This window comes from Caballeronia sp. HLA56 (assembly GCF_054655155.1).
This window is the reverse complement of record NZ_BAAHOB010000001.1, coordinates 420705-433378: the sequence shown is the minus strand read 5'-3', so window position 1 is coordinate 433378 and position 12674 is coordinate 420705. Positions and strand designations below refer to the sequence as shown.

At 62.4% G+C, this 12674-nt stretch carries 8 protein-coding genes; 3 read left to right on the top strand and 5 right to left on the bottom strand.

Features of this window, described 5'->3' with window-relative positions; translation table 11 throughout:
* Positions 1–92: 92 nt before the first annotated feature.
* Both ACYQ47_RS02055 and ACYQ47_RS02050 read left to right on the top strand, forming a co-directional pair.
* Complete coding sequence (locus ACYQ47_RS02055; RefSeq protein WP_244828488.1) at positions 93–806, top strand: heavy metal response regulator transcription factor; 714 nt, start codon at positions 93–95, stop codon at positions 804–806.
* Positions 803–2323: a heavy metal sensor histidine kinase gene (locus ACYQ47_RS02050; protein ID WP_244828493.1), complete on the top strand. Its 1521-nt coding sequence runs from the start codon at positions 803–805 to the stop codon at positions 2321–2323. The genes ACYQ47_RS02055 and ACYQ47_RS02050 overlap by 4 nt, the downstream gene beginning before the upstream one ends.
* Before the next feature lie 556 nt (positions 2324–2879).
* On the opposite strand, the gene ACYQ47_RS02045 is transcribed toward ACYQ47_RS02050, so the two are convergent.
* Genes ACYQ47_RS02045 through ACYQ47_RS02025 form a run of 5 tightly spaced genes read right to left on the bottom strand, consistent with a single transcriptional unit; the run spans position 2880 to position 11141 of the window.
* On the bottom strand, positions 2880–5621 hold the full coding sequence (locus ACYQ47_RS02045; RefSeq protein ID WP_459904321.1) for a molybdopterin-dependent oxidoreductase: 2742 nt from the start codon (positions 5619–5621) through the stop codon (positions 2880–2882).
* Between the two features lie 2 nt (positions 5622–5623).
* Entirely contained in the window at positions 5624–6892 is a 1269-nt protein-coding gene (locus ACYQ47_RS02040; RefSeq protein ID WP_244828496.1) for an NAD(P)/FAD-dependent oxidoreductase, read from the bottom strand.
* Positions 6889–7233, bottom strand: coding sequence for a nitrite reductase small subunit NirD (gene nirD, locus ACYQ47_RS02035; protein ID WP_244828499.1), 345 nt, complete (start codon positions 7231–7233; stop codon positions 6889–6891). Before nirD ends, ACYQ47_RS02040 begins: the two co-directional genes overlap by 4 nt.
* Positions 7234–7248: 15 nt before the next feature.
* The gene (nirB, locus tag ACYQ47_RS02030) at positions 7249–9792 is read right to left on the bottom strand and encodes a nitrite reductase large subunit NirB (RefSeq protein ID WP_244828500.1); all 2544 of its coding nucleotides are present in this window, start codon (positions 9790–9792) and stop codon (positions 7249–7251) included.
* A gap of 23 nt (positions 9793–9815) precedes the next feature.
* Positions 9816–11141, bottom strand: a complete 1326-nt coding sequence (locus tag ACYQ47_RS02025) for an MFS transporter (protein ID WP_244828502.1) — start codon at positions 11139–11141, stop codon at positions 9816–9818.
* A 715-nt stretch (positions 11142–11856) separates the two neighbouring features.
* On the opposite strand from ACYQ47_RS02025, the gene cobA reads away from it, so the two are divergent.
* Positions 11857–12618, top strand: coding sequence for a uroporphyrinogen-III C-methyltransferase (gene cobA, locus ACYQ47_RS02020; RefSeq protein WP_250526605.1), 762 nt, complete (start codon positions 11857–11859; stop codon positions 12616–12618).
* The last annotated feature ends 56 nt before the right edge of the window (positions 12619–12674 follow it).

The following is a 12674-nucleotide window of genomic DNA, read 5'->3' as shown; positions in this document are numbered from 1 at the left end:
TCGATGCAAGCATGTTAGACGTGAGGATCGTATAGTAATCACCTATAACAATAAGCAAGCGAGCGGTAAGCAAACCCCTTGAAGAGGCAGGCATGAAAGTCCTGATAGTGGAAGACGAACACAAGGTAGTCGATTACCTGCGCTCCGGACTGACCGAGCAAGGCTGGGTCGTCGATGTGGCGATGGACGGCGAGGAAGGCACGCATCTGGCCATCGAATACGATTACGACGTGGTCGTGCTCGATGTCATGCTGCCGCGCCGCGATGGCTTCGCGGTGCTGAAGGCGCTGCGTCTGCAGAAGTCGACGCCGGTCATCATGCTCACGGCGCGCGATCATATCAATGACCGTGTGCGCGGTCTGCGCGAGGGCGCGGACGACTATCTCACCAAGCCTTTTTCGTTTCTCGAACTGGTCGAGCGACTGCACGCGCTCGCACGGCGCACGCGCGCGCAGGAATCCACGCTCATTTCCGTGGGCGATCTTTACGTCGATCTGATCGGCAGACGCGCCACGCGTGACGGCGTGCGCCTCGATCTCACCGCGAAGGAATTTCAGCTGCTGAGCGTCCTCGCGCGCCGTCATGGGGATATCCTGTCGAAGACGGCCATCACCGAACTCGTTTGGGAAGTAGATTTCGAAAGTCATACCAACGTGGTGGAAACCGCCATCAAGCGGCTGCGTGCCAAGCTCGACGGGCCGTTTCGCACCAAGCTCCTGCATACCGTGCGCGGCATGGGCTACGTGCTCGAAGTGCGCGAAGCACGCGACACGCGGGAAACCAGGGAAGACGCGAGAACATCATGAACGTGCAGTGGGCCAAATCCGGCGACGGCGAACCGCGCTCGCAGCGATCCATTGCGCGGCGGCTTGCGGTCATGTTCGCGGTCGTCGCGTTGTTCGTGTTCGCGCTCGTGGGCACCGGGCTTTTTCTCGTGCTGCGTGTGCAGCTCGAACAGCATCTGCGCGACTCGCTCGACAATCGCGCGGAGATCGCACGGCTGATCGTCTCGCACGTATCGAACCCCGACAAGTGGAAGATGGCCAAGGAGAAGCTCGCGGACATCACGCCGCGTGACGGCTCCACGATGTTCGCCGTGGCCAGCAACGACGGGCTTTATAACTACGGCGCGCCGCCCTTGCGCGATCAGATCAAGCGCGTGCAGGACCATTACGGGCACTTCCAGCCCGAAGGCCGCGCGTATGAAATGCTCATGACCACGCTGACCATTCCGCCGTATATGGACCGTCCGCCGTTGCAGCTTTTCGTGGCCGTGGACTGTTCGCCGAACGTGCGGACCATGCGCGCCTTCGGGCTTGCGCTTGCCGCATTGACGGCGCTCGCCACGGTCGCCGTGTTGTTCCTAAGCTATTCGGTGGCGCGACTGGGCCTTGCGCCCTTGACGCGTCTGACACGCGACGCGCAGAACGTAAGCCCGAACAATCGCTCGCAGCGGCTCAACACGCGCTCGTTGCCCTTTGAACTCGAAGACCTCGCGAAGTCATTCAACGGCGCGCTAGAACGGCTCGATCACGCGTATGGACGGCTCGAATCGTTCAATGCGGATGTCGCGCACGAGTTGCGCACGCCCGTCACCATTCTCATCGGCCAGACGGAAGTGGCACTCACGCGCGACCGGCCGATCGAAGAATTGCGTCATACGTTGCAGTCGAATCTCGAAGAGTTCGAGCGCGTGCGCGCGATCATCAACGACATGCTGTTCCTCGCGCGTGCCGATCAGGGCGAACGCGCAACGGGACTCGTCGAAGTGTCGCTCGCGGCGGAAGTGAGCCGCACGCTGGAGTTTCTGGAGATACCGCTCGAAGAAGCGCAAGTGCGCGCGACGGCAAGCGGCGATGCACGCGCCTTCGTCAACACGTCGCTATTCGGCCGCGCGCTTTCCAATCTCGTGATGAACGCCATTCAGCACTGCGCGCCGGGCGCGACTATCTCGGTCAACATCGCGCGCGAGCATGGGCGCGTGCGGATCGCGGTGGCTAATCCCGGCGAGCAGATCGCGCCGCCTGTCATGGAGCATCTGTTCGATCGTTTCTATCGCGCCGAAAGCTCGCGCACCAACAGCCGGGAGAATCACGGGCTGGGACTGGCTATCGTGAAGGCCGTGGCGGAAATGCATCGCGGCACGGTATCGGCGACGAGTGCCAAGGGCATCAACACGTTCGCGTTCTCGGTGGCGCGATTCGGCAATGAGCATCGGCCCATGAGCGAAGGCGGGGCATCGGCCGGGGCGCCGTTATCCGCCGAGCATGCGCAGCAGGCGCGCATTGCGATGGGCCTTTCGGAACGGCATTCCACAGGCTGATTGTTCTCGCGGTGCTTTCCCGCAATGTCAAAAAAAAAGGGTTGGCCCTTCCGATGTATCCACATCCGAGCCAACCCAAAAAGAAGAGACGGCTGTGAAGCACATCTCCATGCTCCAGAAACGCCACCTTGCCTGGTTGCCTCCGGAGTTCCAACGGTGTTACCGAGCGGTTTGCGACGTCGGTTTCGTCGCGGCAATGGCAATGGCTATTGCAATGGCTATTGCAATGGCGGCAAGCTTCGCTTCGTGTGCCCTATAGCGTGGAAGCGTCACCAAGAAACTCATTCGCCATCCGAAATAACCGTGCCTTCGTTTCAATCCCTATAGCCATTCGACGATGCCCGCTGACGCTCATTTTTGTCGATGCGCCTGTGGGAAAGGACTGTAAGGAGAATCGCGAAAGGAATTGGCGGGGGAACCAACATATGCGCTGAAATCGAGCTGATTCATCAGATGTTTGGTTCGACAACGCTCACAGGGCGCTTATTGGAAGACGGCATGAAGTAAAAACGGGCGCCGAGGCGCCCGCTTCTTGCCGCAGCCGTCAAATGACAAATCAAACCGTGCTCAACCGAGCCATCTCCGTTTCGACGATCAGCTTCTTCAACTCCGGCACGCACGATCCGCAGTTGCCGCCGGCCTTCACGCAAGCGGTAACCTCCGCGGCCGTCTTCAGACCCTTGTCCTGAATCGCCTTGCAGATCGTATTGCGCCCGACGCCGAAGCACGAGCAGACTGTCGGTCCTGTGTCCTCGCCCTTGCCTATCGGCTGGCCGAGCAAAAGGCTCGCGCGGTCTTCATCGTCGAGACGCTCTTTCTCGAAGAGACTCGCAAGCCAAGCGCGTGCAGGCAAGTCGGGGCGCTCGGAAACGAACACGCAACTCTCGATGCGATCGTTCACCACATGCGCCGCGCGATACACGCCCGCACTTTTGTCCTCGTATTCGATCCAGTCCGCATGCGGATCGTCAATGCGAAAGAGCGCGCGCGCCCAGTCGTGATGATCGTCATGCGCGGCATCGAAACGATTGCGTCCTGCCAGTTCATGGCGCACGAAACGCGCGCCGTGCACGCGCGTCCAGTGCGTAACGGAATCGAGCGCGGGCGCGCGTCGCGAAAGCGCGAAGCCGTGCCATGTCACGTGGAATTGCTCGATCGACACAGGCGTGTGCTTGAACTCGGGCTCGCCCGATACCGGATCGACGACCGGATTCACCACCGCGCCGACGCGCGCATCCGAGGCAACCTGATCGTTCCAGTGGATCGGCACGAACACGCTGCCGCGCGACATGCCGCCGCCGAATTGAACACGCGCGATCATCGAACCCCAGCGGCTCGTCACGCGCGCGAGCTCTCCTTCGCGCACGCCGCATGCAAGCGCGTCTTGCGGATGCATGTCGATGAACGATTCGCTGATATGCCCGGCGAGCTTCGCCGAACGCCCGGTGCGCGTCATCGTGTGCCATTGATCGCGCACGCGGCCCGTGTTGAGAATGAGAGGATAGTCGGCATCGGGCGCGTTGACCGGATCGCGCGGCGGCGTTGCGATGAAACGCGCGCGCCCATCGGCATGACTGAAGCGTCGTTGCTCGAAAAGGCGCGCGCTGCCGGTGTCGTCTTTCGAGCGCAGCGGCCATTGCACGGGTTCGAGCAGGTCGTAATCTTGCTCCCCGAGTTGCGTCAGTCCGCCGATATCGAATGCGCGATAAACGCCCGTCTCCGTGTCGTTGCGATACGCGCTCAAACGCGCGTGTTCATCGAAAATTTCATGCGGCGCCTGGAAGTCGAAGCCCGCAAAGCCCATGCGACGCGCGACATCGCACATGATCCGCCAGTCGGCGCGCGCTTCGCCCGGTGCCGGCAGAAACGCGCGCTGCCGCGAGATACGGCGCTCCGAGTTGGTCACGGTGCCGTCCTTCTCGCCCCAGCCGAGCGCGGGCAGCAACACATCGGCGCAAGCGTTGGTATCCGTATGCTCGATGATGTCCGAGCTCACCACCAGTTCACACTTTGCAAGCGCGCGCTTCACGCGGTCGCCGTCCGGCAGACTCACGACCGGATTCGTGCCCATGATCCACAGTGCTTTCACGCGGCCGGCTTCGATGGCGTCGAACAGATCGACAGCCTTCAATCCGGCGCGTTCGGGAATCGCAGGCGACGCCCAGAACGTCTGCACGATCTCGCGATGCAACGGGCTATCCAGTTCGAGATGCGCCGCCAGCGTGTTGGCAAGGCCGCCCACTTCGCGCCCGCCCATCGCGTTCGGTTGTCCCGTGAAGGAAAACGGTCCCATGCCTGGCTTGCCAATGCGTCCGGTCAACAGATGACAGTTGATGATGCTGTTGACTTTGTCCGTCCCCGCGCTCGATTGATTCACGCCTTGCGAATAAACCGTCACCACGCGTTCGGTGCGCGCAAAGAGCCGATAGAAGGTCATCAGATCGTGCGCATCGAGCTTGCAGTCCTTCGCGGTCTGCGCGAGATCGGACGGTCCTGCTGCCGCGAGCGCGGCATCGAAGCCGTTGGTGTGTGCATCGACGAAAGCGGAATCGGATGCGCCATGCTCCGCCAGAAACGCGAACAGGCCGTTGAACAGCCGCACATCGCTGCCGGGCTTGAGCGGCAGATGCAGATCGGCCATCTCGCACGTTGCCGTGTGGCGCGGATCGATCACGACGATCTTCACGTCTGGCCGCGCTTCCTTCATCTTCACGATGCGCTGAAACAGGATTGGATGACACCATGCCGTATTCGATCCGACGAGCACGATGGTATCGGCGAGTTCGAGGTCTTCGTAATTCAGCGGCACGAGGTCTTCGCCGAACGCGCGCTTGTGTCCCGCCACCGACGACGACATGCAAAGCCGCGAGTTCGTATCGATGTTCGCGCTGCCGATATAGCCCTTCATCAGCTTGTTGGCGACGTAATAGTCCTCCGTGAGCAATTGCCCCGATACGTAGAAGGCGACCGCATCCGGACCGTGACGTTCGACGATGCGAGCGAATCCGCTCGCCACGGTGCCGATGGCATCGCTCCAGGAGACATCGGCGAGCGCGCCGGTTTGACCGTCGCGCAGCTTCGGTTTGAGCAGACGTCCTTCGAGGCTCACCGTGTCGCCGAGTGCCGAGCCTTTCACGCACAAGCGGCCGAAGTTGGCCGGATGTGTTTCGTCGCCAGCAATCGCCACGTCGATAGCCGTGCGCGGTGTCGCCACTACGCCGCAACCCACGCCGCAATAAGGACATGTCGTGCGAACGGCAGCCGCCTGAACCGGAATGATGGGGATTCTCGCGTTCATATCTATGCTTGCGCTTCGCAAAGCGTCTTGCCGAACAACAAACGTCCGCGCAGATGCGAGACATCCGTGCGGTTCTGAATCAGCTCGAAATACCATGCGCCGTCTTTCACGTCGCCATACAGCACCGCGCCGATCACACAGCCCGCCTGCAACACGAGACGCTTGTAGACGCCGCGACGCGGATCGCGCAGCACGAGGTCTTCGGACGAATCGTCGCCGATGAAATCGCCCGCCGAGTAAAGATCGACGCCCGTGACTTTCAGCTTGGTCGCGGTCGCGCGCTGCACATAGCGGCGATGTCCCGCGCCGGCGAGATGGGCGCCGGCCACACGCGCCTGATCCCAGATCGGCGCCACGAGACCGAACGTAGCCGAGCGATGCTGCACGCATTCGCCCACTGCATAGACGCGCGGATCGTAAGTCTGCAAGGTGTCGTCGACGACGATCGCGCGCTCGCAGTGCAGTCCCGCTTCCTTCGCGAGCGCGATGTTGGGACGCACGCCCGCGGTCATCACGACGAGATCGGCTTCGATCTCGCGGCCATCGGCAAAACGCACCGCCGTCACGCGTTCATCGCCTACGATCTCCGTCGTCTTAGCGGCCATCGCGAAACGCAGACCCTTGGCTTCCAGCGAACGCTTGAGCAACGTGGACGCGCTCGCATCGAGTTGACGGTCCATCAGGCTTTCGCTCGAATGCACGACCGTCACCGACATGCCCTGACGTTGCAAACCGTTGGCCGCTTCGAGACCGAGCAAGCCGCCGCCGATCACCACCGCGTGACGATGATCGCGCGACGCCGCCAGCATCTTTTCCACGTCTTGAATGTCGCGAAACGCGATCACGCCCGGAAGATCGCAACCCGGCACGGGAATGATGAAAGGCTTCGAACCCGTCGCTATCAGAAGTCGGTCGTAGCGCGCCTCGATACCGCTTGCCGAGCGCACGATGCGCCGCACCCGATCGATTCCGACCACGGCGTCGCCTGCATGCAGCGTGATGTCATTGGCTCGATACCATTCGCGCGTATTGAGGATGATGTCGTCCACGCTTTTCTCGCCTGCAAGCACGGGCGAAAGCAGAATGCGGTTGTAGTTGCCGTAAGGCTCGGCGCCGAACACGGTGATGTCGTACAGCTCGGGCGCGATCTTCAGCAATTCCTCGACCGTGCGCATGCCCGCCATGCCGTTGCCGATCACGACGAGACGCTGACGCGCCTGCACCATCGGTACATCGGCCGCGCCAGCCGCAACCGCATATTCCGTCTTCATGCGGCAATCCACACTTTGCCGCCGGCCACGCGTGCGCGATACGCGGTCACGGAGCGCTCGGGCGCTTCGAGGCATTCGCCGGTACGCAGATCGAAGTGCTGCTTGTAGATCGGCGATGCCACGACAATGCGCTCGCCCAAGCTGCCGACGATACCGCGCGAGAGCACCGCCGCCTGCGAATGCGGATCGAAGTTGTCGATGGCGAAGACGCTCTGCTCGTCGCCCGCCACATGAAACACGGCCACCTGCGCGCCCTTGAAAAGCGCACAGACGCCGGTGTCGGGCACGATGTCATCGAGTGCGCAGATCTCGGTCCAGTCCTGTTCAATGCGGTCATTCATGGTGGTCTCCAGCGCTCAAACGGTTTCGACGACGACAGGAATGTCGATCAGCTTCAGCTTGCGTTCCTCGGGCGTCGCGGGACGAATCTGGCCGCGCTCTTCCACGAAGGTCACGTTCTCGTCGCTCTTGTCGCTGTTGACGAAGTGACGGAAGCGCTTGCGCGTTTCGGGGTCGGTGACGGCCTTCTTCCATTCGTCTTCGTACGTATCGACGACGAGTTGCATCTCCGCTTCGAGTTCGGCGGCGAGTTCGAGCTTGTCGTTCACGACGATATCGACGAGATAATCGAGGCCGCCTTCGAGGTTGTCGCGCCACACGCTCGTGCGTTGCAGGCGGTCCGCCGTACGCACATAGAACATCAGGAAGCGGTCGACGTAGCGAATGAGCGTGACTTCGTCGAGATCGGATGCGAGCAGTTCGGCGTGACGCGGCTTCATGCCGCCGTTGCCGCAGACGTAAAGGTTCCAGCCCTTCTCCGTCGCGATGACGCCGATATCCTTGCCCTGCGCTTCCGCGCATTCCCGTGTGCAACCCGAGACGCCGAACTTGATCTTGTGCGGCGTGCGCAGCCCCTTGTAGCGGTTTTCCAGCGCGATGGCGAGACCGACCGAATCGCCGACACCATAGCGGCACCATGTCGAACCGACGCACGACTTCACCGTGCGCAGCGACTTGCCATAAGCATGTCCAGATTCGAAGCCCGCGGCGATCAGCTCTTCCCAGATGAAGGGCAACTGCTCCACGCGCGCCCCGAACATGTCGACGCGCTGGCCGCCCGTGATCTTCGTATAGAGCCCGTACTTCTTCGCCACTTGTCCGACCGCGATCAAACCATCGGGCGTGACTTCGCCGCCCGGCATGCGCGGAACGACGGAATACGTGCCATCGCGTTGAATGTTGGCGAGGTAGTAGTCGTTCGAATCCTGCAGGCCCGCATGCTCCTTCTTCAGCACGAACTCGTTCCAGCACGAAGCGAGAATGCTGGCCACGGCAGGCTTGCAGATATCGCAGCCCAGACCCTTGCCATGCTTCGCGAGCATCGAGCCGAACGTGCGATGTCCTTCCACGCGCGCCATGTGATAAAGCTCCTGGCGCGAATACGGGAAGTGTTCGCAGATATGGTTGTTGACCGCGAGCCCCTGGCGCTTCATCTCGCTCTTCAGCACCTGCGTAACAAGCGGCACGCAGCCGCCGCACGATGCGCCCGCCTTGCATGCGCTCTTCAACGCGCCGATGCTGGTCGCGCCCGCGCACACCGCCGCGCAAATTTCCGCCTTGCTCACGTTGTTGCACGAACAGATTTGCGCGGCATCGGGCAAGGCTTCGACGCCGAGGCCGGGCTTCGCCTTGCCGTCGCTTTGCGGCAGGATCAGGAATTCGGGTGCTTCCGGCAGCTCGATCTTGTTGAGCATCATCTGCAAAAGCGTGCCGTATTCAGTGGCGTCGCCAACCATCACGCCGCCCAGCAGGAACTTGCCGCAATCCGACACGACCAGCTTCTTGTAGATCTGCTTGCGCTCGTCGCTGAACTGATACGAGCGGCTGCCCGGCGTCTTGCCATGTGCGTCGCCGATACTCGCCACGTCCACGCCCATCAGCTTGAGCTTGGTGCTCATGTCCGCGCCCGCGAACATGGCGTCGTCCGCGCCAATGACCTGCTTCGCGACGATGCGCGCCATGTCGTAACCCGGCGCGACGAGGCCGAACAACTGCCCTTGCCACAGCGCGCATTCGCCGATGGCGTAGATATCCGCATCGCTCGTGCGGCATGCGTCGTCGATCACGATGCCACCGCGCGGCCCGATCTCGAGACCGGCCGCACGCGCGATATCGTCACGCGGACGAATGCCCGCGGAGAACACGATCATGTCGGTATCAAGATGCGCGCCATCGGCAAAATTCATGCGATTCGCAGCACCCTCGCCATCGACGATGGCAAGCGTGTTGCGGCCCGTGTGCACCGTCACGCCCAGTTCCTCGATCTTGCTGCGCAACACGCGTCCGCCGCCGTCGTCCACTTGCACGGCCATCAGACGCGGCGCGAATTCGACGACGTGCGTGATGAGCCCGAGATCGCGCAACGCCTTCGCCGCTTCGAGACCAAGCAAACCGCCGCCGACGACCGTACCGACTTTCGATTTCGCACCGAAGGCACGCATCGCTTCGAGATCTTCTATCGTGCGATACACGAAGCATCCCGCGCGCTCCTTGCCTTCGACGGGCGGCACGAACGGATACGAACCCGTTGCGAGCACCAGCTTGTCGTAGGGCAGCACTTCGCCCGTGGATGCCGTCACGGTACGCGCCGCGCGATCGATCGCGACGGCTTTCGCATTGAGTTGAAGCGCATAGCCCGAGCGATCGAAGAAGCCTTCCTGCACGAGCGAAAGCTCATCGGCCGACTTGCCCGAAAAGAATTCGGTCAGATGAACGCGATCATAGGCCGCGCGCGGTTCTTCGCAGAGCACGGTGACTTGCAGCGTGTCATGCCCGCTTTCGGCGAGACATTCGAGGAACTTGTGGCCGACCATGCCGTGGCCGATGACGACGATTTTCATGGGGACTCTGCCTGAGTGATGACTTAACCAGCTACACGGTTGTTGCCCGCGAGCGCGCTTTCACGCAACGCGGCTTCGCGTGCCTTGTGTTCCGGGGTAAAGCGCACGGCCAGCGCGCACAGTGCAGCGCCTCCGACCATCACGCCGAGCATCGAGAGCGTGGCTTGCGCATTGCCCACGCCTTTCATGAGGAAGCCCGCCGCGACCGCGCCGACGTTGCCGCCCGCGCCGATCACGCCAGCCACGCCGCCCAGCGCCTTGCGGTCTATGAACGGCACGAGCGCGTAGGTCGCGCCGCAAGCCATATGCGTGAAGAGACCGAAGATGAGCATCGATACGATGGCGAGCGCCACGCCTTCGGCATGCGCGAACGCATAGAGACCGATGCCTTCGCCCGCGATCAATACGAACAGCAAGGTCGCGCGAATATCGAGGCTGCGGCGCGCGGCCGCTTTATCGGAAAGCCAGCCGCCGAGCGCGCGGGCAAAGAGCGCGAGCAGACCGAAGCTGCCTGCCGCCAGTCCTGCCGCGCCGAGCGAGAGCTTGAAGTGATCGACGTAGTACACGGCCGCCATGTTGTGGATGAACACTTCCACGCCGAAGCACGCGCCGTAGGTCACGAACAACATCCACACGCGATAGTTCGAGCATGCGGTCACGAAACTCTGCCAGCCGCCCTTCTTGCCGCCGTCGATGGCAACGCCCAGTTCGCGCAGTTGCGTGAAGTTGCCTTGCGGACAGTCTTGCGTATAGCGCCAGTAAAAGTACGCCATCACAGGCATGGCGATACCCGGCACGATCAGCGCGATGCGCCACGACGATGCCGCGCCTGCGCCCAACGCGATCGCGGCGGCAACCAGCATCGGCACGAGAGCTTGCGCCGCGCCTGCGCCTGCGTTGCCCCAGCCCGCAGTCGTGGCGTTCGCGGTGCCGACGACGTTCGGCGCGAACATCACCGAGGTGTGGTATTGCGTGATGACGAAGCTCGCACCGATTGCACCGATGGCAAGACGACACCACAGGAAGCTGTCGTAGCCCGTGGAAAGCGCCGCGCCGAACACCGGCACCGCGCCTGCGAGCAACAGCGCGCTATAGACCTTGCGCGGGCCGAAGCGGTCGCACATCGGGCCCACGATCAGACGTACGAGAATGGTCACGGCCACGGCCGCGATATTGAGGTTGGCGACCTGGTCGTTGGAGAGGCCGTATTCGCGCTTGATGAGCGGCATCAGCGGCGCGCAAGCGAACCATGCGAAGAAGCATACGAAGAACGCCATCCATGTGAGATGGAAGGCGCGCATCGGCGCCGTGCGCATGCTGAAGAGATCGATCCGGGTGGCTTTGTCCATCGTCTTTCCGCCAAAAAAGAAAGGCGTCCCGCGCATCAGCCGGAAAGCCGATGCGGGGGACGCCGTTGTCCGATGCCCGCATGGCTTTTACCTGCCGGGCGCTGTAATCAGGACGGATCGCCGTTGATCCGATGGCGGGACATAAGGCAAGGGATATGCCATGTTGAAGGCGTGCAGCTCAAAACCACGCGGCATAAGCGTTCGAGCGATCCTGCACCGGCAACGCGCATTGGCTCCGCGTCGCGTTTTGATGCGCGCGGGCACATCGCTGGTGCGGCGCAGCACTGATGGCGTGCGAACGTCGCTTATATGTGAACCGTCTGGTTAATCGTGCGAATGAACGCGGGACGCCATGCGTTTGGCAACGCATCGAGGCATGCGCGCGCTGTTCGGGTGCCGGCTGCACATCGACAGTGCCTCCTTGCGGTGCGACGTGATGCGCGCGTCGACGCGCAAGCCCTTGCGACATGTACGCAAGCGCGTTCCCGGCGCAAATGGCCCGCTTATTGCATTGCTCGAAGCGCTGCCGGCAACGGCGCTGGCAGCAGCGCAAAGCATGCATACATCGACCGATGCGTGCATCGACCAAGGCCCAAGGACAACGGCGTCCCCTCGTGCAACGACACGGGCGGACGCTTTTTGCATTTCGTCCCGCCGCGCCGATGCGCCCCACCGATACAGGCGAGTCATCTCGCCCGAGCCGAAAGAGAACACGATGAATCACGTTGAAGGCAAAGTCACCCTCCTGAGCGCGGGTCCCGGCGATCTCGACTTGCTGACCTTGCGCGCGGCCAAGGCGCTCGCCGCCGCCGACATCCTCATGCTCGACGACCTCGCCAATCCAGAGATCGTCACGCTTGCGCCCAACGCGCGCGTGATTCGCGTCGGCAAGCGCGGCGGTTGCCGGTCGACACCGCAAGCGTTCATCGAACGTCTGATGCAGCGTTATGCGAGAAAGGGCATGCACGTGGTGCGCGTAAAGGGCGGCGATGCGCTGCTGTTCGGCCGCGCGGGCGAGGAAATTTCGGCGCTACGCCATGCAGGCATTGCCGTGGATATCGTGAACGGCGTGTCGTCGGGATTCGCGGCGGCAGCGGGGCTCGGCATTTCGCTGACGCATCGGGATCATTGTCAGGGCGTGACCTTCGTCACGGCACACATGCAGGATCACAGCCAACCGGACTGGGCCGCGCTCGCCGCCACCGGCACGACGCTCGCCATCTACATGGGCATGAGCCGCATTGCGAGCATCGCTCAGGCGTTGCTCCTGGCGCTGCGTGCAGATACGCCGGCCGCGGTCGTGCAGCACGCGGGATCGCCCGATGAGAAGCGCCTCGTCACCACGCTCGATCGTCTCGCCGCCGACGCCACCGCCGCCGGACTCGGCAGCCCCGCCGTCATTCTGATTGGCGGCGCGATAGGCGAAGCCGTCGAATTCGCGTGCCATTCCAGGCAAGGTCTCGCGCATGCCGCTTGAGCGAATAGTTCGCGATGCAACGTTGAATCCGCGCGTTCGTCGCAACGAAAGACGCT